The sequence below is a fragment of the Gillisella terrae genome, from assembly GCF_004801395.1.
GTDB lineage: Bacteria > Pseudomonadota > Alphaproteobacteria > Rhizobiales > Rhizobiaceae > Allorhizobium > Allorhizobium terrae.
The window spans coordinates 63,386-85,678 of the sequence record NZ_SSOA01000006.1; the positions used below are offsets into that span (position 1 = coordinate 63,386).

General features: G+C 58.4%; 20 protein-coding genes. 16 read left to right on the forward strand and 4 right to left on the reverse strand.

What is annotated here, in order from left to right; genetic code table 11:
* Position 1: 1 nt before the first annotated feature.
* The 12 genes from E6C51_RS12735 (at position 2) to E6C51_RS12790 (ending at position 13,821) form a co-directional block, all read left to right on the forward strand.
* Complete coding sequence (locus E6C51_RS12735; protein ID WP_230987264.1) at positions 2 to 2,476, forward strand: TonB-dependent siderophore receptor; 2,475 nt, start codon at positions 2 to 4, stop codon at positions 2,474 to 2,476.
* Between the two features lie 44 nt (positions 2,477 to 2,520).
* Positions 2,521 to 3,402 (forward strand): ABC transporter substrate-binding protein, encoded by an 882-nt coding sequence (locus E6C51_RS12740; protein ID WP_190236231.1) that lies wholly within the window; start codon positions 2,521 to 2,523, stop codon positions 3,400 to 3,402.
* Positions 3,399 to 5,345, forward strand: coding sequence for a Fe(3+)-hydroxamate ABC transporter permease FhuB (fhuB, locus tag E6C51_RS12745; RefSeq protein WP_230987265.1), 1,947 nt, complete (start codon positions 3,399 to 3,401; stop codon positions 5,343 to 5,345). The genes E6C51_RS12740 and fhuB overlap by 4 nt, the downstream gene beginning before the upstream one ends.
* 57 nt (positions 5,346 to 5,402) lie before the next feature.
* Positions 5,403 to 6,209, forward strand: coding sequence for an ABC transporter ATP-binding protein (locus E6C51_RS12750; RefSeq protein WP_190236232.1), 807 nt, complete (start codon positions 5,403 to 5,405; stop codon positions 6,207 to 6,209).
* 273 nt (positions 6,210 to 6,482) lie between these two features.
* Complete coding sequence (locus E6C51_RS12755; RefSeq protein WP_190236233.1) at positions 6,483 to 7,121, forward strand: TetR/AcrR family transcriptional regulator; 639 nt, start codon at positions 6,483 to 6,485, stop codon at positions 7,119 to 7,121.
* Positions 7,122 to 7,296: 175 nt separating this feature from the next.
* Complete coding sequence (locus E6C51_RS12760) at positions 7,297 to 8,145, forward strand: BKACE family enzyme (RefSeq protein ID WP_190236234.1); 849 nt, start codon at positions 7,297 to 7,299, stop codon at positions 8,143 to 8,145.
* 34 nt (positions 8,146 to 8,179) lie between these two features.
* Positions 8,180 to 9,313 (forward strand): alpha/beta hydrolase family protein, encoded by a 1,134-nt coding sequence (locus tag E6C51_RS12765; RefSeq protein ID WP_190236235.1) that lies wholly within the window; start codon positions 8,180 to 8,182, stop codon positions 9,311 to 9,313.
* Positions 9,314 to 9,329: 16 nt separating this feature from the next.
* Entirely contained in the window at positions 9,330 to 9,641 is a 312-nt protein-coding gene (locus E6C51_RS12770; RefSeq protein ID WP_146936022.1) for a subunit of meta cleavage enzyme, read from the forward strand.
* Positions 9,629 to 10,483: a DODA-type extradiol aromatic ring-opening family dioxygenase gene (locus E6C51_RS12775; protein ID WP_190236236.1), complete on the forward strand. Its 855-nt coding sequence runs from the start codon at positions 9,629 to 9,631 to the stop codon at positions 10,481 to 10,483. The genes E6C51_RS12770 and E6C51_RS12775 overlap by 13 nt, the downstream gene beginning before the upstream one ends.
* Positions 10,476 to 11,600: an FAD-dependent monooxygenase gene (locus tag E6C51_RS12780; protein WP_190236237.1), complete on the forward strand. Its 1,125-nt coding sequence runs from the start codon at positions 10,476 to 10,478 to the stop codon at positions 11,598 to 11,600. The genes E6C51_RS12775 and E6C51_RS12780 overlap by 8 nt, the downstream gene beginning before the upstream one ends.
* Before the next feature lie 3 nt (positions 11,601 to 11,603).
* Entirely contained in the window at positions 11,604 to 12,380 is a 777-nt protein-coding gene (locus E6C51_RS12785; protein ID WP_190236238.1) for an alpha/beta fold hydrolase, read from the forward strand.
* Positions 12,381 to 12,561: 181 nt separating this feature from the next.
* Positions 12,562 to 13,821: an MFS transporter gene (locus E6C51_RS12790; RefSeq protein WP_190236239.1), complete on the forward strand. Its 1,260-nt coding sequence runs from the start codon at positions 12,562 to 12,564 to the stop codon at positions 13,819 to 13,821.
* A gap of 132 nt (positions 13,822 to 13,953) precedes the next feature.
* Here the strand turns inward: E6C51_RS12790 and E6C51_RS12795 are convergent, their stop codons facing one another.
* Positions 13,954 to 14,856: a helix-turn-helix transcriptional regulator gene (locus E6C51_RS12795; RefSeq protein ID WP_190236240.1), complete on the reverse strand. Its 903-nt coding sequence runs from the start codon at positions 14,854 to 14,856 to the stop codon at positions 13,954 to 13,956.
* A gap of 90 nt (positions 14,857 to 14,946) precedes the next feature.
* On the opposite strand from E6C51_RS12795, the gene E6C51_RS12800 reads away from it, so the two are divergent.
* Positions 14,947 to 15,891 (forward strand): alpha/beta hydrolase family protein, encoded by a 945-nt coding sequence (locus E6C51_RS12800; protein ID WP_190236241.1) that lies wholly within the window; start codon positions 14,947 to 14,949, stop codon positions 15,889 to 15,891.
* A 259-nt stretch (positions 15,892 to 16,150) separates the two neighbouring features.
* Here E6C51_RS12800 and E6C51_RS12805 read toward each other — a convergent pair whose 3' ends face one another.
* On the reverse strand, positions 16,151 to 16,744 hold the full coding sequence (locus E6C51_RS12805; protein ID WP_190236242.1) for a TetR/AcrR family transcriptional regulator: 594 nt from the start codon (positions 16,742 to 16,744) through the stop codon (positions 16,151 to 16,153).
* Positions 16,745 to 16,878: 134 nt separating this feature from the next.
* Between E6C51_RS12805 and E6C51_RS12810 the strand changes: the two genes are divergently transcribed.
* Together E6C51_RS12810 and E6C51_RS12815 are read left to right on the forward strand one after the other, a co-directional pair.
* Positions 16,879 to 17,277, forward strand: a complete 399-nt coding sequence (locus E6C51_RS12810; protein ID WP_190236243.1) for a RidA family protein — start codon at positions 16,879 to 16,881, stop codon at positions 17,275 to 17,277.
* A gap of 42 nt (positions 17,278 to 17,319) precedes the next feature.
* Positions 17,320 to 17,925, forward strand: a complete 606-nt coding sequence (locus E6C51_RS12815) for an NAD(P)H-dependent oxidoreductase (protein ID WP_190236244.1) — start codon at positions 17,320 to 17,322, stop codon at positions 17,923 to 17,925.
* A 355-nt stretch (positions 17,926 to 18,280) separates the two neighbouring features.
* Here E6C51_RS12815 and E6C51_RS12820 read toward each other — a convergent pair whose 3' ends face one another.
* A complete protein-coding gene (locus tag E6C51_RS12820) occupies positions 18,281 to 19,708 on the reverse strand; it encodes an amidohydrolase family protein (RefSeq protein WP_190236245.1) in 1,428 nt (475 codons plus the stop codon).
* Between the two features lie 201 nt (positions 19,709 to 19,909).
* Positions 19,910 to 20,860, reverse strand: a complete 951-nt coding sequence (locus E6C51_RS12825; protein ID WP_269141829.1) for a LysR family transcriptional regulator — start codon at positions 20,858 to 20,860, stop codon at positions 19,910 to 19,912.
* 724 nt (positions 20,861 to 21,584) lie between these two features.
* Between E6C51_RS12825 and E6C51_RS12830 the strand changes: the two genes are divergently transcribed.
* A complete protein-coding gene (locus E6C51_RS12830) occupies positions 21,585 to 22,259 on the forward strand; it encodes a hypothetical protein (RefSeq protein ID WP_190236247.1) in 675 nt (224 codons plus the stop codon).
* Positions 22,260 to 22,293 lie beyond the last annotated feature (34 nt).

The window sequence follows — 22,293 nt, forward strand, 5'->3', positions numbered from 1 at the left end:
GATGATGCATGACGCACATCTGTCCTGGGGTTTTCTACAGAGGGTTTGGACGAGCATGGTTTCGGGGAAAAATTCACGCGTTGACATGGTTGCTTACGAGCGCCGCCGCCAAAGGACAAATGTGCTTCTGGCGTCAAGCATTCTAGCCTGCATCGCGGGTCTTCTTCCGGCTGCCGCCCATGCGCAGGCGCGGCCGGTCGCAAGCGCGACCGAAGCCCTCAGCTTCCAGATTCCGGCCCAGCCGCTCTCTGCCGCCATCAATACTTTCATTCGTCAGAGCGGCTGGCAGATCAGCTATTCCTCGGCGCTCGCCGCCGGTAAGACCTCAACCGCCGTCTCCGGCAACCTCACGCCGTCGGCGGCATTGCAGCAGCTCGTGCGCGGCACGGGTATCACGGTGCGGATCAGCGGGCCGGGCTCAGCCGCTCTCGTTGAGCCGCAGGCGGCCGACGCCGCAAGCGTTGCGGCGAATGGCACGACTGTTCTCGATCGGATTGTCGTCACCGAGAATAACAGTGGCGTTGATACCTTCGTTCCATCCCGCTCGCAAGGCGCGCTGAAGACCAGCGCTCCACTGATCGAAGTGCCGCAATCGGTATCGGTCGTGGGGCGCAAACAATTGGACGCGCAGAACGCGCAGAGTGTTTCTGAGGCGCTTCGTTATGTTCCAGGTGTCGCCATCGAAACTTACGGACCCGATCCCAAGGGGTATGATTGGATCATGATGCGTGGCTTCAATGCCCAGGCCACGAGTTCCTATCTCGATGGCTTGCGGCAGGTGTCCAGCAGCTACAGCTTTTTCCGGACCGATCCTTACGCCTTGGAAAGTGTCGAGGTTTTGCGTGGCCCATCTTCGGCCCTGTACGGACAGAGTGATGCAGGCGGCATTGTCAACAAAACCTCCAAGAAGCCGACAGAAAAAGATGTGCGCCAGATCGAGCTTCAGTATGGAAGTCACGACCGCAAGCAGGCAGCCTTCGACGTCGGCGGCGCGCTCAATCAGGACAAGAGCATTCTCTACCGCGTGATCGGTGTTGCCAGGAATGCCAACACCCAGTTCGAATATTCGAACGGGGCCGAAATCGGCGATGACCGGATGATGATACAGCCTGCCGTGACCTTGAAGCCCGATGAGGACACCACGCTGACGGTGACCGGTCAGGCGCTGAAAGACAAGAGCGGCGGTACGATCATGCTGTTTACGCCGACCAACATTCTCCTTGGTGACCCCAATTTCAACCAGAGCACCCAGGAGCAACAGAGCATCGGCTATGAGTTCGAGCATCGCTTCGACGAGACCTGGACCTTCCGCCAGAACGCGCGTTACGGACATGTTAACTTCACACTCGACAACCTTTTCTTGTCCGGTCTTGGCTCATCGGGCCTTAGCCGTATAGCGCGGCATTTCGACGAAAGCCTGGATACCTTCACGATCGACAATCAGGCTTTGGCCGAATTCGATACGGGGGCGCTCTCCCATGAGGCGCTGTTCGGCATCGACTATAGTTGGTCTGATGCTGACGTTCGGCGTTTTCAAGGATCTGCTCCATCGCTAAACCCCTATGCACCAGTGTATGGCGTTACCGTTCCGGTACCCACGACGCCTATGATCAACTATACGGAGCGCTACAGCCAGACAGGCATCTACGCCCAGGACCAGATCAAGTTTGGCAATGGCTTTGTAGCAACTCTGGGCGGTCGGTATGACTGGCTTAACCTGGAGACCCATAACCGCCTGACAGGTGCCGATACCAAGATTGATGTCGGCAGCTTTTCCGGTCGCGCTGGTCTGAGCTACGTCACCTCCTTTGGTGTGGCCCCCTATGTCAGCTATTCCGAATCCTTCGTACCCAACAGCGGCGTGGATGAAAAGGGAAATACCTTCGATCCATCCAAAGGCCGCCAGTGGGAAGTCGGCGTGAAGTATCAGCCTAACAGCTTCGATGGGCTCTTCACGATCGCATATTTCGACATCGAGAAGACGAATGTCCTCAACTATCTCTCGAATGGCTTTGCCGTGGCAACGGGCGAGATCGCTTCGCGTGGTCTCGAGCTGGAGGGCAAGGTCAGCCTCGGCGGCGGTTGGGACTTTGTCAGTTCCTACACATACACCGATGCGGAGATCACACGCGACGCGACCGGCAATGTGGGTAAGCGCCCGATGCTCGTGCCAGCACAACAGTCCTCGGCATGGTTGAACTACACGTTTGAGACGGGCGTTCTCGAAGGCGCATCGGTCGGGGCCGGGGTTCGTTATGTCGGGAAGGTCTACGGCAACAATGCCAATACGTTCTCAGTGCCCAGTCGGACACTCATTGACCTTGGGGCAAGTTACCGGATCAACGAGCATGCGAAGGTCTCATTGAATGCGACCAACCTGTTCGACAAGAAGTATTTTTCGACCTGCGAGGCGAGCTACTCCTGCTATCAGGGTGATCGACGTACCGTTATCGGCAAGCTGACCGTCGATTTTTGAGATGGGGGAAGGCGTGACCGCAAGGTCACGCCGCCACAAATGTCATGTTGAACAGACGCTTTTTCATCACCAGTAGCCTTGCCGCTCTTCTGCCTTCGATACCGGTTCTGGCTGAGGAGGGAAGGCGCATTGCCGCTGTAGATTGGGCTGCCGCCGAGTCTCTTCTTGCCTTGGGGATCGCGCCGCTCGCCGTTGCCGATACTGGCTACTACAATCAACGTATGCCGCAAATCCTGCCCGCAGAAACCCACGACATCGGGCCCTTCTGGGAAGTCAATCTGGAGCTGCTGGACAGGCTCCGCCCGGACCTCATTTTTATTGGTGCGGCAAGCCTGTTCATGACGCCCCGCCTGAACGAGATCGCGCCTGTCGAGGTCGTCGAGGATAGGACGGGCGATAAATCTTACGGGCGGGCGGCAGCCATTCTGCGTCAATGCGGACGTGCTGCTGGTATTTCGTCCAGTCAGGTCGAGGCCGTCCTGTCAAACTTTGAGCAGCGAATGCAGAGCCTTGCCGCAAGCCTTGGAGGAGGGCGGCGGGTCTGCATTTTGCTACCCGATCAAAGCGGCAGCCGCGCCATGGTCTATGGCAATGGCAGCATGCCCGGGTCCGTGGTCACCCGTCTGGGTTTGCAAAATGCGTGGCAAGGACCAACCAATGCCAATGGCTTCATTCAGGTCGGGTTCGATCAGCTGATGGCGCTGGACGATGCCGTCTTCATGCAGATCGAGATCCCGTCACTTGCTCCGCAGACGAACAGGGCGCTGGGCAATAGCCAGCTCTGGCGTCGGCTTCCCGCAGTGCGCGACGGACGCGTGGTGCCCATGCCGCAATTCTATCCGTTCGGGGGATGTCTTTCGATGCTTCATCTTGCCGAGGCTTTGGCGCGCGCGCTTCAAGCGCCTTCAGGAGCGGGTATACCATGAGCATGAGCAGCATCCTTGCCCGACGCGGTTCACTGCAAGGCCTCGTCCTGATCTCCCTCCTGGCTTTGCCGGCTCTTGCTCTTGCCGTGCTGGCCATCGTGCAGGTCAAAGAGCCGGCCATCCTTTTCTACGCGACTTTGCCGCGCATTGTTGCTGCGCTGGTTTCCGGTTGCCTGCTGGGGTTGGCGGGGGGCGTGTTTCAGAGAACCTTCGACAATCCGCTTGCCGAACCGTCACTTCTCGGCATCTCTGGAGGAGCGGCACTCTGTCTCGCCGCATCGCTGGTCTTCGCCCCGGTCTTATGGTCACACGGCTATCAAATCGTGGCACTCGCCGGGGCGCTCATTGCGCTTGCAACGGCTTTCGCCGTTGCCTGGGGGCCGCACCTTTCAACCCAGACACTGGTGCTGGCCGGTGTGATGATCAATCTCTTCTGCAATGCGGCCTATGCTGGCCTTGTCCTTTTCAATCATGATTTCCTCAGCAATCTCCTGATGTGGCAGGCCGGTTCGCTGCAACAGAGCGGCTGGGGGCCATCGCTTCGGCTGGCGGTGCTTGCCGCAATCTCTCTCGGTCCGCTTCTTCTTCTGGAGCGCCCGCTACGGCTGCTCTCCCTCGGTGATGGTGCTGCAGCCAGCCTCGGTCTTTCCGTGCGCACGGTGAAGCTGATCCTGCTTTTCATCGCTTCGCTGCTGGCCGCGTCGGTTACAGCCGAGTTCGGCCAGATCGGTCTCGTGGGGCTGGCCGCTCCGGCGCTTGCCCGCGCTATTTGGCGCGAGACGCAGGCGGGATTGATTCGCTGTGGGGTGACGGGAGCTCTGCTTCTGCTTCTGACGGACCAGGTTATGCGTTTGCTCTCCAGTGTGCTGGGCAATCTGCCGGTCGGGGCGGCTGCAGGGCTTCTGGCGGGGCCTTTGCTGGTTGGTCTTGCACGCAGGGCACCGCTGAACGCGCCGACACCAATCATGCTCACCTTCGCGGCGCGTGGCCATGGCAATATTAAGCGGCTTGTGATCTTGTCTCTGCTTCTATTGGCCGCATTTGCGTTTGCGGCAGTCGTGGGACGCGGACCGGAAGGATGGGCACTTGCGGGGCGTGACGACCTGGCTCTGGTCTGGCGTTGGCGTCTTCCGCCGCTGCTGGCAGCAAGCGGTGCCGGTCTCTGCCTTGCGGTTGCGGGTTTCATTTTGCAGCGCTTGCTGCGCAATCCCCTGGCCGGTCCCGATCTTCTGGGCATCAGCCACGGTGCCGGACTCGCTCTTGCTGTGGCCTTTGTTATCCTGCCGACGCTCGGGGTTGCAACGAAACTGGCAGTCACTTCTGCCGGTGCCATTGCTGCTCTGTTGGTCGTGACATTGCTTGGACTTCGAGCGCGTTTTGAGCCCACGCGCATGCTGCTGCTCGGCGTCGGCCTCGCAAGCATGGCGAATGCCATGCTCGTCATCGCACTTGCCGGTGGCGGGCAAAGAGGTGCCGCGCTGCTCGGATGGTTCTCAGGCATGACCGCAGGTGTGGATCTCGCAACATCGGTCGCCGCGTGCCTGGTGGGCTGTGCCGGTCTCCTCGCCTGCCTTTCGCTCCATCGGCAGATGGACCTGATATCGTTGGGCGATGCAGCAGCTACGGGGTTCGGCCTGCGTGTGGCCGTGGTGCGTGCGGCGGGCATTGCTCTCGCCGCCATCCTGACAGCCGCCGGTACCATGGTTGTCGGTCCAATCAGTTTCATCGGCCTGATGGTGCCTCATGCCGCTGCAATTCTGGGTTTTCGCAAGACAGCAGGGGCAAGCGTTGCCAGCGGTCTCATTGGCGCATTGCTGATGACGCTTGCAGAGTGGCTGAGTCGTAATCTCGTCTGGCCCTGGGCGCTTTCGCCGAGCCTGCTGGCCGCGCTCGTCGCCGGACCCTGGTTCCTCTGGCAGTTGCACCGTCGGCAGAGACAGTGAGCAGAGCCCTTGTCGGTGCAAACCATTCCATTCCAGCCATACCAGGAGACATATTCCATGCCGCTTCCAGCTCCGGTCCCCGCACAGATGGTGCCGAAGTTCTCCTTGCAGGGGATTTCCTTTACCGTCGCCGGTCGCACGATCCTGCAACCGCTGGATCTGGACCTTGCGGCGGGCAAAACCATTGGTCTCATCGGACACAACGGCTCAGGCAAATCCACTCTGGTCCGGCTGCTGGCCCGGCAGATCAGGCCCAGCACCGGACACATTCTGATTGATGGACATCGGCTGGAAACTTGGTCGAATCGCGAATTCGCAAGGCAGCTTGCCTACCTGCCACAACAGATGCCGGTGCCGACGGGAACCAGCGTGCGCGAGCTTGTCAAGTTCGGACGTTATCCTTGGCATGGTCCTCTTGGCGCTTTTGGCAGACTGGATGAGGAAAAGGTGGGGGAGGCACTCGACCTTACGCACACGACGACGCTTGCGGATCGTTCCATCGAAACACTGTCTGGGGGCGAGCAGCAGCGCGCCTGGATTGCCGCACTCGTCGCACAGGACACAACATGTCTTCTGCTTGACGAACCCATTTCGGCACTCGACATTGCGCACCAGATCGCAGTGCTCGATCTCGTCCAGAAACTCAGCAAGGCAAGGGGGCTTTCCATTGTCATGGTTCTCCACGATATCAATATGGCGAGCCGCTACTGCGATGAGATTGTTGCGCTTCGGGACGGTAGCCTCATCGCCAGAGGGTCGCCAAGTGACATCATGACGCCGAAACACCTCAAGCGCATCTACGGGGTGGATTTCACCATCCACCACCCAGCGGATGGCGGTCGGCCCTCAGCACTGCTGCGTTGAGTTTCTGGTAACCGGTATATGCTGGCCGGGTCTATAAATGATCGGCGTTCATTGCCCCAATACAGCACCGTGCGCCACCCATGGCAAACGGTGCTGTAACGCTTAAATCTGCCGCGAAGGGGGGCACGCTGCCGAATTGCTCTGCGTGCCAACTCATCACTGTCAGCGCCAGTCGTTATTTCCCCCCACTTTTATCCGCCCCTTGATCCTTGTGTCACCAGTCGCATATTGGTAGCGAGGTGTGCTGCCTGCGATGACGTGTTTGGAGTGTTCATGAAACGCGAGAGCCTGCGTGAGAAAAACAAAGAAGATAAGCTTCTGCGTATCAAGAACGCTGCCATCGAGCTGTTTTTGTCCAAAGGGTTCGACGATACGACAACCCGTGAGATCGCAGCCCAAGCCGGTGTCGGTATGGGAACGGTTTTCGTTTATGCGGAAACCAAACGCGACCTTCTGTTCCTGATCGTCAACGACGGGCTGGAAGCCTGTGTCACCGAAGCCCGCGCGACGATTCAACCGGACTATTCGCTGTTGCGCAATCTGTTGATTGTTCTGCGGCGGCACTATCAATATTTTGCAGAAAGCCCGGTGCTGTCGCGGGCGGCATTGCGCGAAATGTATTTCTATCAATCCGGCAAGCAGGCCGAGCGGTTCAACCAAACGCGACACGCACTACGCCACCTGCTGATCGATCTGATCAGCGAAGCGCTGGAAAAGGGTATCATCACATCGACCGAGGGGGCGGATCTGATCGCCCAGACCATCTTCGCCATCTATCAGGTCGATCTGCGAATTTGGCTTTCCGAGGATGAGCTTGATCTTGACGCTGGCACTGACCGGCTGCGCCGCCAGATCGAGATCGTATTGACCGGCCTTTCTCCTCAGGCGTCTGCGCTGGCATTGCCCGGCTAACATCCCTCAATCTGTTTTCATAAAAAAATTGAGCATGATCAAGTTGACATTGATCTTGCGTTATGCAAATTTTGATCATGCTCAATTTTCCACACAAAGTCGGTGATTGATGCGGCGCTGAGGCAGCATGCTTCGGTTATGGGACATGAGGAGCGTGTCCTTCGGGAGGATCAGAATGAACAGCTTGCACACTGCGGCCGAACACGGTCGCGGCATAGCGATGGCGGTTGCGCCCAACGGTGGTCGTCGGTTGAAGGTCGATCATCCGGCCTTGCCGCTCTCGCCTTCAGAACTGGCCGAATGCGCGGCGGAATGCCTGGAGGCAGGTGCCAGCATGATCCATATCCATGTGCGTGATGACGCCGGGCGTCATTGCCTGGATGTGGAGCGTTACCGTGCGGCCACGGCTGCCATTCGCGAGCGCGTGTCGGATCGCCTGATCATTCAGATCACCACCGAGGCGCTGGGGATTTTCAAACCCGCTGAACAGATCGATCTGGTGCGGGTGCTGCGTCCTGAGGCGTGCTCGATGGCGCTGAGGGAGATTGTGCCAGATACCTCCTTTGAACGTGGCTTTGCCGCGCTGCTTGCGTGGATGCGGTGTGAGCGGATCGTGCCGCAAATCATTCTCTACGATCGGCGCGACCTTGAATATCTTCAGGATATGTTGCGGCGCGGGTTGATCCCGGCTGACGATATTCCGGTTCTTTTCGTGCTGGGGCGTTACACGACACATCAGCAATCCAGCCCGGCGGATCTTCAGGATTTTCTTCAGGCCTCGCCCTCTTTTGCGCATTGGAGCATGTGCGCCTTCGGGCGGGATGAATCGGCTTGCGCGGTCGCGGCGGCTCTGATGGGCGGCAATGTGCGGCTCGGCTTCGAAAACAACCTGCACCTGCCGGATGGCACGGTGGCGGCCAACAATGCCGCGCTGATTGCACCGGTGCGCGAAAGCCTGCGTCTATTGGGACGCAGGATCGAAACGGCGGAGACCCAGCGCGCAGCGCTGGAGGCGATCTGGTGATCGCAGCTTTAAAACCAAAACAGGGAGACTGCTGATGTCGGCACCGACAGGCGAACTAACCGGACCACGATCTCTTGACAATGCCAAGGCCTGGATGCGCGATCGTCTTGCCAAGCGCATCCACCCGCTCGGGTTGACCGACCCGCAGGCGACGTCGGATACCATCGACAGGCTGGAAGGGCTGGATGGCGCGCGCTGGGCCAATGCCTGGATTGCGACCGGCAATGGCTACATGGAAAAAGCCGAGGCGGCTATTGCCGCCGGGGATACGGCGGCGGCGCGGGATGCCTATTATCAAGCCTATGGCTTCTATTTTCTCGGCCGCTTTCCCTGCCCGAACCATCCGGACAAGGAAGAGAGTTACCGGCTTGAACTGGAGGCCTATGCCAAATTCGGCGCACTGGCCGATCCTCCGATCATGCCGGTCAGCCTGCCATTTGACGCACCGGATGCGTTATCCCACGAGATCCGCTTTTATCTGCGCAAGCCTGCCAATGTGGAAAAGCCGCCCGTGGTGATCATGTGGGGCGGTGTCGATGCCTGGAAAGAAGAGATGACCGAGCTTTCCAGCCAGCTCGTCTCGGCAGGCATTGCCACGATAGCCCTGGACAATGTTGGCACCGGTCAGTCGCCGATCAAGGCGCGCCGAAATGGCGAGATCCAGTTCGCCCCGGTGATCGACTGGGCCATGCAGGCGGCGGATATCGACGGCAGCCGCATTGCTTTGATCGGTCGTTCCTTCGGCGGTCACTGGGCCACCAAGCTTGCCCATCTGATGCCCGAAAAACTGCGTTGCGCGGTCAATTGGGGTGGCGGTGTGCATTACATGTTCCAACCGGAATGGGTCGAAGCATCCCGCTACCCTGACAGCTATCTGATGGAACTTGTCGAAACCCGCAGCCGCATGCTCGGGGCGCAAAACGATGCCGAATATATTGAAGGTTTCCGGGTTCTGTCCCTGCTGGACCAGGGGCTTCTTTCGCAGGCTTGCGCGCCGCTGCTGCTGGTGAACGGCAAGGACGACAAGCAGTGCCCGATTGCCGATATCCACCTGCTTTTGGAGCACGGCAGCCCGAAATCCGTTCGCCTGTTCCCAGGTGGTCATATGGGCTTTGGCCCGCACACGGTTCCCACGATTGTGTCGTGGGTCAGCAATTATCTGAAATAATGGGAGAGAGACTGCCATGAGCAATTGGCGGCTGATGATGCCAACCACGGAGGCCTATCTTTTGGATAAGGTGCTCTACGAACTCCACCACAAGCCCGATGATCTGGCTGCCTACAATCAGGACAAGGCGGCCTATCTGGCGCGTTTCAAGCTGAGCCCGGAGATGGCCGAGAAAATCAGCGGCAACGATGTCGCTGGCCTCTATGAGGCGGGGGTGAACCCCTACCTTCTGCGCGCCCACTGCATCGGCGTTCGCATTCCCGAAGATGTATCGCTGGCGGCTCTGCGCAGCCTGATGAAAGAAGGAGACGACAAATGGCTGAACTGACCGGAATTTATACCGCAAGCCACACGCCGGTCATGCTGAACTTCCCGGACCGGATTCCGGCGGACCTGCGCACCGAGATCTTTGGTGCCTATGAAGCCATGGGCCGGGATTTCGAATCCGGCAAGCCAGATGCGCTGGTGGTGCTTTCCAACGACCATCTGCACAACTTCTTCCTCGACAACTTTCCAGCGCTGTGCATTGGCGTGGGAGAGAGCTATGAGAGTCCGATCGAACACTGGCTGAAGGCCAAGCGGCGGGTGTTTGCCGGCAATCAGGCCTTCGGTGCCTACCTGCTGCAGGAAGCCCTCAACGCCGATTTCGACCCGAGCTTTTCCATGGACATGGTGCTCGATCATGGCTCCTTGACGCCGCTTGAGCTTGCAGGTCTCGACCCTGACCTGCCCATCGTGCCGATCTTGTTCAACTGCGTGCAGCCGCCCATGCCAACGATGCGCCGCTGCTACCAGTTCGGAAAGTTCCTGGGTGATGCAATCCGCCGCTATGACGGTGTGGAGCGCGTGGCCATTCTGGCGACCGGCGGCATCAGCCATGATATTGCCACGCCGCGCATGGGCATGGTCAACCGCGAATTCGATGAAACGCTGCTCCAGCTTCTGGAGGCGGGCGATCCGGATGCGGTGATAACCTATGCGACCGAGCAGGTCCACACCGCCGGTAATGGTGCAGAGGAAATCCGCATGTGGATGGCGGCCATGGGAGCTGCGGGCGGCTTGCCCTTCCGCCGTGCCTATTATCGTGCTGTCAATGATTGGTACACGGGCATCGGCATCGGCCATTTTGGCCAGGCAGAACGCGCAGCGGCGACGTCCAGCCATGGCTGAAACACGCAAAGCGCTCATCATCGGCGGCGGCATTGCTGGCATGACGGCGGGCATTGCCCTTCGCGAGGCAGGCCTGACCGTGGACCTCTGTGACCAGGACCCGCATTGGCGGGTCTATGGGGCAGGCATTACAATTACCGGCCCAACGCTTCGCGCCATGGGCCGGCTCGGTATTCTTGAGGCCGTGCTTGAACACGGCTACACCGCCGATGGAATCGACATCTGTTCCGCCGATGGTAAGCCCTTGTTCAGCATCGATACGCGCAACGATGCCCTTGGCGATATTCCCACAGCCGGCGGCATCCTGCGACCGGTGCTTCATCGCATCATGTCCGAGCGCTTCCTGGCACTGAAGCCCACGGTCATGCTGGGTGTTACGGTGGACGCCATCGACTGGCATGGCGATCTTGCCACTGTTCGCTTCAGCAACGGTACCTCCGGGACCTACGATCTGGTGGTCGGTGCCGATGGTATCTATTCGCGCACCCGTCAGCAGATGTTTGAGACGGCACCTGTGCCGCGTTATGCGGGGCAGATGTGCTGGCGGTTGATGATGGAGCGTCATCCTTCCATCGTGCGGCGCACCTTCTTTTTGGGTGGTCCAGCCAAGGTCGGCCTCAATCCGGTGGCACCCGACCAGATGTATATGTTCTATCTCGAAGCGCAGCCGCAGCCGGTCTGGCGCGATGAAGCAGACCAGCATCTCGTGCTTCGTGAGCTGTTGCACAGCTATGGCGGCATTCTGCGCGAGGTGGCGGATGGTCTGAATGCGCGTTCCAACATCATCTGCCGACCGCTGGAAACGGTTTTGGCCGGTGACACCTGGCTGCGTGGAAATACGGTGCTGATCGGCGATGCCGCCCACGCCACCACGCCGCAGCTTGCATCCGGTGCCGGAATGGGCATTGAGGACGGTCTGGTGCTCGGCGAGGAGATCGCGCGCCAGCCACATGTTCCCACCGCGCTGCAAAGCTTCATGCAGCGACGCTATGCGCGCTGCAAACTGGTTGTCGACTCGTCTCTTGAGATTAGCCGGCTGGAGCGTGAACGCGCCGCACCACAAGCGCAAACCGCCGTCGTGGAAAAAGCGCTTGCCGCGCTGAATGAGGAGTTTTGAGCGATGTTTATCAGCATCAATGACCACAATATTCATGTAGCACTTCACGGCAGCGCGGATGATCCGGCACTGGTTCTGCTTCATTCGCTTGGCACGTCGCACGATGTCTGGCAGGAGCAGGTTCGTGCCTTTAGCCGAACGCATTATGTGATCTGCCCTGATTTTCGTGGCCACGGCCTCAGTGATCTTTCCCGAACACCCGTCACAATCGAAGCACTCGCAGAGGATATTGTCGCCCTGCTGCGGGAACTTGGCGTTGACCGCTTTCATCTGGCGGGCATTTCTATCGGTGGGCTGGTGGCGCAGTGCGTTGCCGGGGCCTTGCCGGACCGCGTGCGCACATTGACGCTGTTCGATAGCAATATCGTCAGCCTCGCCCCGCAGATGTGGAAGGATCGCGCGGCAAAGATCAGAGCGGATGGACTGGCCTCCATCGCCAGCGGTGTTCTGGCACGGTGGATCACGCCGCAGGCTCTGGAAACGCCCTTTGGCCGTGGGCTTGCAACCATGCTCGCCCGCATGTCTTCGGAAGGATACGCCGCCGGTTGTGATGCGCTGGCAATTGCCGATTGCCGTCCGCACGCCGCCCGTCTCACCATGCCGGTTTCTGTCGCGGTCGGAGAATTGGATGAGGCCACGCCGCCCGCGGCAGGCAAGGCCTTGGCCGATGCCATTGCCGGTGCACGGTTTTCCATCATTCCGGGAGCCGCCCACATTCCGCTCTTTGAGCAGGCAGCCGTCGTGAACAACACGCTCGAAGCGTTGATCCGTGAACCCTGACGCAGCGCCAATCCGAGACGGCCGGGAGAGGGGGGGGGGGAGGCGATGGCGATCCCATCACTCTGCCCCGGCAATGTCATGCAGCGATGGTGCCGCCCATCTAAAACCGTGAGGCAACACAGGCCGTGGGACTGGCCGGCCGAGGAGCCAGTCCATCAATTGTCATCGGGAGGAAGACAATATGACCAACGATATGATAGCAGCTATGCCGGAGAGAGGAGGGGCTCACCTTGCAAAAGGGACCAGCCGTCAGGCCGCAGGAGCGACTGCCGCAGCAACGGTGGGACTGGTTTTCGGGCCAAGCACCTTCCTGCTCTTTTTGTTCGGCGTTTTCGTTGAACCCTTGTCGCGCACCTTTGGTTGGTCGAAACCTTCGATCCTGTTTGCAGCGACGATCGTGTCGCTGATGATCATGGTGATTTCACCGATTCAGGGCTATTTGATCGATCGTTTCGGCACCCGACCGATCGTGCTGGCATCCAGCGTCACCTTTGCGCTTGGCCTTGGCGGCATGTATTTCCTCTCCGGCAACATTGTCGGCTTCTACGTGATGTATGCGGTCTTGCCGCTGCTCGGCATCGGGTTGTGGCCCGTGTCTTATCTCAGGGTCGTCAGCACCTGGTTCGAGCGACGGCTCGGTCTTGCGATCGGCATTGCCAATGGCGGCATCGGACTGGGCGCGGCCCTCCTTCCGCCGGTCATCACCTTTGCAATCCTCAACGGGTCAGTGCAATGGGCCTATGTCAGCCTCGGCGTCATCGTCATGCTGATTGTCCTGCCGATCAATGCCCTCTTCCTGCACGAAGCAAAGAAGGCACCTGTCGCCCAAGGCACACGGGCTGCAATCGCGGAGGAGACCGGCGATTTCAAAACGCTTGTCAAAACGCGGGCCTTTATCGTGCTGGCGCTCGCCTTCTTCCTGCTCGGCTTCGTCAACACAGGTCTTGTCACGAACCAGATTTCCCTGCTGATTGATGGCGGCCTGACACCGCAGAATGCCGCCTTCGTACAGTCAGTCTTTGGGATCGCAGTGTTGCTCGGCCGCTTTCTGACAGGAGTTCTTCTGGACTATGTGCCGGCAAAACGTCTGATGAGTGCTGTCTGCCTTGGCGGAGCCCTTGCCTGTCTTATCTATGCTTCCGCTCCGGTGGGGGGGCTGGTTTTCCTGTCCGCCATCCTGATTGGTATGGTTTACGGTGCCGAATTCGACGTGCTGAGCTATATCATCAAGCGCAGCTTCGGCCTTGCTGCTTTTGGGCGCATCTATGGCACGATCTTCGCCGTATTTCAGTTGGGCGCAGCTTTAGGCGCAACGCTTCTTCCGCTGAGCCGCACGCACTTCCTAAGCTACGCACCCGGCCTCATGGTCTACGCCGTGACATTGCTGGCGAGCGGATTGCTTTTCGTCTTGCTGAAGGACAGGTCGACCAGACACCCTTGACGCCAGACCCTTTGACAATTGTGCATCGACGATAACAGAACACCAGATGGCGGCATGCCCGAACAGGCGAATGTTCCGGGCTTGCCGAAAAAGGCTCACCGTAGACACAATTGGCGAAACCGCGAAAAAGGGCTACAGGGGGCCGTCTGTTCTGGCGAAAACGCCCGGCGTGACGCCGACATATCGTGTGAATGCGACGCTGAATGCGCTGGCTGAGGCATAGCCAATTTTTGTTGCGATCTCGACCAGCGACATCTCTCGCCGGACCAACAGCTCCTTTGCAAGTGCCATGCGCCAAGCCGCCACGTATTCCATCGGAGGCAGGCCCACCTCCCTTCGAAAACGATCAAAAAACGCCGAGCGAGACATGGCGGAGGTCTCTGCCAATGTCTTCACGGACACGTCTTTGCTCGGGTCTTGATGAATGCGCCGCAGCGCTGGAGCGAGGCGGATGTCAGAAAGGCCCCGCAACAGGCCAGGAGATGTCTCTGCTGCTCCTGTGCTGCGCAACGCGTCGATGAAGAGAACCTCCAGCAATCGGGCAAGGATCATATCCCGCGCTGCACGTCCGCCGACCATCTCGGCGTGAATCATCGCCACGAGGTCCATAAGCCTGCGTTCGCCTCGTGCATGAATGATGTCCGGCAGCAGCGAGCTTAGCAACTGCTTGTCGTTTGCCAAGAAAGAACAGTGACCCACCATGGCCGTGACGTCTGCTGGCGCGTCTGGATCGCCGAGGCGGAAGACGCCGGGGTTGGTCTCCAGCCGTCGCGGCAAGGTGCCCGGCGGAGGCGGTTGAAGGCTGCTCATGGTGAACGCATGAATTTGCGGGACGAGAATGAAATCGCCGGATTCGAGGATGATCGGCGATCGGCCAGCGATGGTGAGAAGGCAGCGTCCTTCCACAATCGCGCAATAGAACGGACTTCCAAGCTCACGGCGCTCGACCAGCCAGGCCCCACCGGCGGTTACCAGCTTGGCAATTGAAGGCACAGGCTTGAGAAACGAGACGATCTCGGCGAGTGGATCGAACATATCTGGACTTTCGCGAAACAAATTCGGACATTTAAATATAGAACATCCAATCTTGTTCGTCCATCTTGGTGACGCACAAGGAGACCACGCATGACCACGAACAATCTTATCGACATTGCCCGCAATATCCCGACACCGGATGCCGTTCTCACAATCGCCTATTCGCCGATCCGCCTCGACATGGCTGGGCGGCAACCTCTGGAGCTGCGTTTGACGGCACCGGCAACTGGCGATAGCCTCCCGATCGTCATTCTGTCGCATGGATTTGGGCCATCCTTTTACGTTCCATCGAAGGATGGCTACGCGCACATGGCAAATTTCTGGGCGGAGCGCGGCTTTGCTGTTATTCAGCCAACTCACGCGAGTTCCCGCGTCGGCGGACTTCCTGCAGATGCCGAAGGTGCCCCTTTTTTCTGGCGCGAGCGCGTCGCGGAGATAAGGACAATCATCGACCGGCTGTCCGAGATCGAAGAGCGCGCCTCGGCCGTCTCTGGCCGACTTGACCATAACCGCATCGCTGCGGCAGGACATTCTTTCGGTGGCCATACCGTAAGCCTGCTTTTAGGTGCGCAACTCCATGGAGAAACGTTTCGCGATCCACGCATCAAGGCCGGAATTCTTCTGACGGCTCCTGGCAGAGGCGGGAAGGATCTGACGGAAGAGAACGCCGCACGCTTTCCGTTCTTCGACCTCGACTTCTCACACCTGACGACGCCGAGCCTGGTCGTTTGCGGGGCCGACGACAATCCGCATTTTACACCCCGTGGACCGGAGTGGCACGCCGACGCCTTCCATGACGGGATGGGTGCGCATGCGCTGCTGACGCTTGATGGCGTGGGCCACGGCATTGGCGGCATTGCCGGGCTCGACGCCAAAGAGACTGAGATTGAAGCACCTGATGCGCTTGAGGCGACGAAGCGCATGACGCTGGCATGGTTGAGAACTGCCCTTGGCTATGACACCAATGCCTGGTCTTCGGCATGTGCGGCATTGACAGGTCCGGCGCGCAGCCTTGGACATGTTGTTGCGAAGTAACGGGATCCCTGAGACCGGGTCATGACATACGCTTTCGGCAGGCAGAGGGGTGTGAACGCGGCGAGGGCAAGATATTGCCTCCGCCTCGCTCACTTGCGTCTTCCTTTGTGCGCCCTATTTGGCGCACGGCGCTGTAAAGCCGGACCGACAGCAGCGGCCTGTCGCCGTTTCGACGCCGATGTGCCAAAACCACAGGCGGCACCGTCACAACGATGCATTGGTTTAACCTCGATCAGCATTTGCCAAAAACCGCAGCAACTCAATGGTGTTGCGTGAGAACGCCGCTGGCGATTGCGCAAAAAGCCTCGATAGCCTTAGGCAGCACCGTGGCAGCATCTTGGCTCGCAGCCACCCAGAGGGCGGCGTTGAGGGCCGCGCCGCTGATCAGCCGGGCGGCGGCTTCGGGATCCAGCGGTTTCATGGTTCCACGCGCAATCAACCGCTCGACGGCTTGTTGTGTCACCTGCAGGCAATTGTCCTGGCTCGGCCATTTGGACGGGTCACCCAGCACGGCTGGTCCATCAAGCAACACGATGCGCTGCACTTCTGGATCAAGCGCCATTTCAATATAGGCTATGCCTTCTGCGACCAGGGCCTTCCACTCGTCAGGCTCGGAGGCTGCCACCGCCTTGGCGCGCGCCGCCATTTCGGAATCGATCTGGTTGACGACAGCGGCAAACAGCCCGCGTTTATCTCCAAAATTGTGGTAGAGCGCGCCACGCGTAAGGCCCGCCTCTGCGGTCAACTCATCCATGGAGGCGGCGGCATATCCTTTTTCGGCAAAGGCCTTGCGTGCTGCCGCAATGAGTTTCGCCCTGTTTTCTTCCATGGTTTCTGCACGCGTCTTCGCCATTCCGTCCTCATTTCACATACGGAGCGTATTTAATTTGACATACGTTCCGTATCTCGTTATTTCACATACGCACAGTATCTGAACTGCATTGCCATTGGAAGTAACTTTGGCATAGCCACCTGAAAGGAAGACCCATGACCGCACGCACACCCATTTTTCCAGCCGACCGGCACGCGCTTTACCAGCAGCATGGCTATTCCGCCGCCATTCAATCCGGTGACCTGCTGTTTGTCTCGGGTCAGGTCGGCAGCCGTGAGGACGGAACGGCAGAGCCTGATTTCGGCGCGCAGGTTCGGCTGGCATTCCAGAATTTGCGGGCAACGCTCGAAGCAGCAGGCTGCACCTTTGACGACATCGTCGATGTCACGACGTTCCACACCGACCCGCAGAACCAGTTCGAGATCCTGATGCCGATCAAGGATGAGTTTTTCCCGGCACCACCATATCCGAACTGGACTGCCATTGGCGTCACCTGGCTTGCCGGGTTCGATTTCGAAATCAAGGTCATCGCCCGCATCCCCAAGGCGATTTAGCGCACCGACTGTGATCGAAACTCTTTCAGAAGGGATTCTCTCATGCATTCTCTTATCGTGATTGCTCACCCCGACGCTGAGTCGTACACCCATGCCGTGGCCAAGCAGGTGATCACGGGCCTTCAGGAAGACCCGCAGAACACAGTCGAAATTGCCGATCTGACAGCGGAGGGTTTTGATCCGCGCTATACAGGTGCGGACTATCGGGCCTTTCGCGACGCAACAGCTTTGCCCGCCGACATTGTTGCCGAGCAGGCAAGAATCGACCGCGCTGATCTGCTGATCCTGATCTTCCCTGTCTACTGGTGGTCCATGCCGGCCATTCTCAAAGGCTGGATCGACCGCGTCTTCACCAATGGCTGGGCCTTCAATGCCGAGGGTCAGGAGACAACCCGTCTTCTCGACCGGCTCTTGGTGCAGACGGTGGCGATTGGCGGGGCAACGCAGCACACCTATGACAAACGGGGGTATGCTGAGGCCCTCCGGACACAGATCGATGAGGGAATTTTCGACTATGTCGGCGCTCGCAGGATTGGATCGGACCTCCTGCTTCCGCTCCACGCCGGGTCTGCCCAGGCAGGTCTGCAACGAGCGCGTACAATCGGCGCAAACCTCATCTGCGCAACACAGGAATCGGCTGGCGCATAGCGTGCTTGGAAAGACCTGCAACATCCGGAAGCCCCGTGATCATCTTGAGCAGGCCGGGCGGTCCAAGCTGTCCTCTTCGGGAGCAATGCGGCCATGGCGCTGATACACCAACACCGGACATCGACCAAGGATCACGTCTGTGGTTTCTTGCGAATACGACATAAAGCATATCGCCCACCGCTTCGAGGCGTTGAGGTACTTTACCGTGTCACGAATGGGTGGTTGTCTGGTGTGGATGAACCAAGCCCCGGAGTGAATATTTCGCTCCGGGGCGTTGCGGGCACGCCTGCCCGAATGGCCATCAATGCCATGCGGTCTTGACATCATCCGATGGTGACATCGCGACGAACGGACATCAAAGTGTTGTATTGAGCACCGGCATGTTGGCCCGCTTGCGAATGGACTCCTGAGCCCGTGCCGCCTTTTCAACAACGGCATGGACATCGACGCCGATCAGCTTGCCTTGGCGCTTGCGGATGATGCCGTCAATGATCACGGTATCGACATCCGTTGGCGCTGCGTGCTGGACGAGCTGGAAGGCGGGGTTGGTATTTGCAGCTGGCAGCATGTTGGGCTGGTCGGTGCGCACGAGGATGACGTCTGCCCGCTTGCCCGGCGTCAGCGAACCGATCTGGTCGGCAAGGCCCAGCACATGCGCGCCACTCAGTGTTCCGACGCGAATGGCATCCCGATAGCTGAAAGCCCATTTCAGGCCCTTGTGGGCAATTCCCAGCAAATCGCCGGTCAGCTTGTTGGCTTCTACCTGCTGGATGCGGCTGGAATTGACCAGGGTTCTCATCCCGGCAAAGGGATCGGCTGGCGACTGGCAGGTGACGTCGATGCTCATACTGATATTGTCGAGCGGAACGCCGCCCTTGATCAACGCGTAGACGGGTGGGAGCCCGGCACCAATCATCGGGTCTGTGCTGGGGCACAGGGCAACCCCGAGCTTCTTGCCAGCGATCAGAGCGACGGCCTCCGGCGCAATACCGGCACCATGGGTAAAGATAAATTCGGGTCCGATGACATCCGGATACGCCATGAAGCCGCCATGGTCCGTGATCGGGCGCAGCTTCAGTTTCCGGGCAAGTTCGACCTGCGGCTTGAAATACTCCCCGGCATTGTCCAGAGTCATGCCGAGACCCAACCGGCCCTTTCCATGGGCGGCAATCCACTCCAGCGCACGCTGAAAATCGGCAGCGGGGGTTGGCACGTTCTGAATGACGCCGTTATAGCTCAGCTTCGCGCGAATGCCAGCCTCTTGCAGCGCTGACAGTTCGGCCTCCATGTCATCATAGTTCCGCAGGCCGTGCGCCCAGTTATGGCAGGTGGTAAATCCAGCATTGATCGCTTCCAGCGCCGCATACTGAACGGCGGTGTGATGGTCTTCGACGCTGTAATAGGGCAGCAGGTCGTGCCGGTTGAAATAGTCCGTGGCATCGTTGACCAGGCCCCGCCAGAGACCATCCCACATGTGCCAGTGGGTATCGACGAAGCCCGGCAGAACAATCATCTCGGACGCATCAATAACGTCCGCGCCCGAGGCCTCAATCCGCTCCGCGACCGCAACGATCTGGCCATCCTTGATATGCACGTCGCCCTTGACCAGATCCTTCATCGTCGGGTCGACGGGCATCACATATCCGCCGCGGATCAGGATCTCACGCGGCGACTGGCCAGCGCTTTTGACCTCTTCCGCGGCAGCCGGTCGTGGCAGTGCAGAGGCCAAAAAAGGGCCAAGCAGCCCGGCACCCAGCGTCGCCAGTGTATTCCGTCTCGTCATATTCAATTGAGGTGTCTTGCAATTCTCGCACATGGCGTCTCTCTCCCGGTATGCGTGTGTTGATATGTGCAGCGGGAGTTACAGGGCCGCGCACCATATATGGCGCTCGGTGCTCTAACACTCTTAATCTGCTGCATAATTTTTGCCTCAAACCCACTCTGATTTAAGGAATCATGCATTAGCAGCAGCTGGCGTAGATGTTCAAATCGTTTGCAACGCGAGGCGGTATAAATGGGATTTATACTGCTGGTCCTCCGCCTCGAGATGATGCCTGATATTGGCGCGCAGCCAGTTCAGCCCCTGATCAGCATTGGCGCGCGAATGCCATTGCATGACGAGCCGGACGGGCGGAATAGGAAAGGGGGGATCCAGCAGCTTCAGGTCCGCAAAGGACATGTAAAGCTCGGCCGTCTTCGCCGGCAATGTTGCCAGCCGCTTTGTACCCGAAAGGAAAAACGGCACGAGGGAGAAGTTATCCAGCTTCACGGCGACTCTCCGCCGAAATCCCAGAGACGAAAACAGAGGCTCAGGCAAATAGGGCTTTTGCCCCGAGCCGACAAAAACCTCCACATGGTCCGCTGCGGCATAGTCCTCCAGTGTGACGTGGTCGGGCGCGAAGGTCTGGCGACAGGCAATGACACGGTGATCTTCCTCTAGAAGCAGCTCCTTGGGATGATCCGGCGAACAATGCATTTCCGGTGCAATGATCAGGTCGACACGGCCTGCCTCCAGCCGCTCTCCGAGATCCCCATGGGGTGTCGCGATCTCGAGACGCAGCTTCGGTGCCTGTTGGAAGATATGTTGCAGCGGCTTTGCCAGGAAGCCCGCGACAAGCGTGTCTGCGGCCAGCAGGCTGAAATCCCGCTCATCCACGCTCGGGTCGAAGGACGGCTGGGTGATGATCGTGCGGTCAATGGTCCGCAGCATCTCGAAAACCGGTGTCGACAGTGTCTGGGCCAAGGGTGAAAGCACAGACTTGCCACTGCGGGTAATCAGCAGCGGATCGCCAAAATATTGCCTGAGCCGTGCAAGCGCCGCACTCATCGCTGGCTGGGTAATATTGACGACATCAGCCGCCCGCGACACGTTCTGCGTGCGCAACAATGCGTCAAGAGCCACCAGAAGATTGAGGTCAAGCCCCCGATATCGCATCGTTTAAACCTTGAGAGATGAAAGGAGAGGCCACCGTTTCGCAGTGAAGGCAGTAATTGTCAATCGGCCAGAAAGTCTATCCCGCATGGGACGTGGTGTTGCCTCTTGTTGCATGATTCGGAGCTGCTCTGGCCGCGAATTGGCAATTAGTCGGATAAGCTTGGATCCGGGCATTGCCTATGGATTGAATCAGCGATGCAGACGAGTGTGGCTGTGAACCGCAGTTCAAACTTCAGGCGAAGAGTTGTTCGTTATCCTGCTTGCAAATGGGCCATAAACTTCGAGAGTGAACCGCTGGAAGGATTATAGATACGCTGGGAAAGCATGACAGTTTGCTTCATATCGCTGACTTTGACACGACAAAAGAGCGACCATGCACATTATGTTCCATAATTTACCTTATCAATTTTTTGCAGTAGCCGGTTGGGTTTAAGAATGAAGTGCGACTTGCAAATGATACCAATGGGTTGTCACTCGCAAGGAGAATGCAATGACCCCCCTCTTTTATGCAGTTGAGTTTGGACGAACGACGCATTATCGTTCAAATGAATGACAGAAAGATCAGCGGCAACCGGCTCTGTCGAGCAGAATAAATGTGATAATAGACTAAACAAGTTTCAATTCTTCTATATTTGAAATCTAAAATGGCCAACCATGAACAATGGAATGCCTATTGTGTTACTCGGGATGTCGGCAAGCACTGTGTGGCGGCATTGTTAAGGAGATGAAAGTGCACGAAGATTCGATGCGAGGACTGTCCGTTGGGCGGTTGTTTGGTGTGTCGAATGCGCCACATCTGCGGATCAGGCCTGTGCGTGAGGCTGCGTTTTCTGTGACCTATCTTGAGTGTCGTGTTGATGCCAGCGGCTCCCGCGTGGTAAACCTTCCAAAGCAGGACTGCTTTTTTCTGATGCTTTATCTTGATGATACACGCCATTGCGATTTGATGCCCGATGGGCGTGAAAGCGCGATTATGGATTACCACAAAGGATCTCTTTGCCTGGTGGATCTGGCGGAAGGAGCATCGATCAGATTGTATGATACGCTTCGCTCTTTGGCTTTTCTCATTCCGCGCGCTCTTTTGGCCGAGGTGTCAGAATTTTCGAACGCTCCAGGGGCGCGAAATCTGCGCGGCTGTCGGGGAGCCTATGATAATGTCATGGGCAACCTTGGCGGGGTGCTTTTGCCGCTGCTTCAACAGCAACACTCTACACCGTCGCCTGTCCTTGGGCATGTTGCCGTAGCAATTTGCGCCCATCTTCTACACAGGTATGGCGATACGAAGCCGCAAAACCAACGAGGGCCGGCTTTCTCCGCGATGACGAAAAACACAGAGAAAGATTCTACGACATTTACGGGTTTTTCGCTAGAAGATTGGCGCAAACGCTGGTTGAATTGATGACGCAATAAGGCACGGTCGCCTCGACAAAAAT

Coding starts and splice junctions, on each gene's coding strand:
- E6C51_RS12750 (WP_190236232.1), top strand. CDS start 5,403: ATGCCGCTTCCAGCTCCGGTCCCCGCACAGATGGTGCCGAAGTTCTCC.
- E6C51_RS12805 (WP_190236242.1), bottom strand. CDS start 16,744: ATGGCGAAGACGCGTGCAGAAACCATGGAAGAAAACAGGGCGAAACTC.
- E6C51_RS12765 (WP_190236235.1), top strand. CDS start 8,180: ATGTCGGCACCGACAGGCGAACTAACCGGACCACGATCTCTTGACAAT.
- E6C51_RS12790 (WP_190236239.1), top strand. CDS start 12,562: ATGACCAACGATATGATAGCAGCTATGCCGGAGAGAGGAGGGGCTCAC.
- E6C51_RS12820 (WP_190236245.1), bottom strand. CDS start 19,708: ATGACGAGACGGAATACACTGGCGACGCTGGGTGCCGGGCTGCTTGGC.
- E6C51_RS12825 (WP_269141829.1), bottom strand. CDS start 20,860: ATGCGATATCGGGGGCTTGACCTCAATCTTCTGGTGGCTCTTGACGCA.
- E6C51_RS12800 (WP_190236241.1), top strand. CDS start 14,947: ATGACCACGAACAATCTTATCGACATTGCCCGCAATATCCCGACACCG.
- E6C51_RS12775 (WP_190236236.1), top strand. CDS start 9,629: ATGGCTGAACTGACCGGAATTTATACCGCAAGCCACACGCCGGTCATG.
- E6C51_RS12780 (WP_190236237.1), top strand. CDS start 10,476: ATGGCTGAAACACGCAAAGCGCTCATCATCGGCGGCGGCATTGCTGGC.
- E6C51_RS12770 (WP_146936022.1), top strand. CDS start 9,330: ATGAGCAATTGGCGGCTGATGATGCCAACCACGGAGGCCTATCTTTTG.
- E6C51_RS12810 (WP_190236243.1), top strand. CDS start 16,879: ATGACCGCACGCACACCCATTTTTCCAGCCGACCGGCACGCGCTTTAC.
- E6C51_RS12795 (WP_190236240.1), bottom strand. CDS start 14,856: ATGTTCGATCCACTCGCCGAGATCGTCTCGTTTCTCAAGCCTGTGCCT.
- E6C51_RS12785 (WP_190236238.1), top strand. CDS start 11,604: ATGTTTATCAGCATCAATGACCACAATATTCATGTAGCACTTCACGGC.
- E6C51_RS12735 (WP_230987264.1), top strand. CDS start 2: ATGATGCATGACGCACATCTGTCCTGGGGTTTTCTACAGAGGGTTTGG.
- E6C51_RS12760 (WP_190236234.1), top strand. CDS start 7,297: ATGAACAGCTTGCACACTGCGGCCGAACACGGTCGCGGCATAGCGATG.
- fhuB (WP_230987265.1), top strand. CDS start 3,399: ATGAGCATGAGCAGCATCCTTGCCCGACGCGGTTCACTGCAAGGCCTC.
- E6C51_RS12830 (WP_190236247.1), top strand. CDS start 21,585: ATGAAAGTGCACGAAGATTCGATGCGAGGACTGTCCGTTGGGCGGTTG.
- E6C51_RS12740 (WP_190236231.1), top strand. CDS start 2,521: ATGTTGAACAGACGCTTTTTCATCACCAGTAGCCTTGCCGCTCTTCTG.
- E6C51_RS12815 (WP_190236244.1), top strand. CDS start 17,320: ATGCATTCTCTTATCGTGATTGCTCACCCCGACGCTGAGTCGTACACC.
- E6C51_RS12755 (WP_190236233.1), top strand. CDS start 6,483: ATGAAACGCGAGAGCCTGCGTGAGAAAAACAAAGAAGATAAGCTTCTG.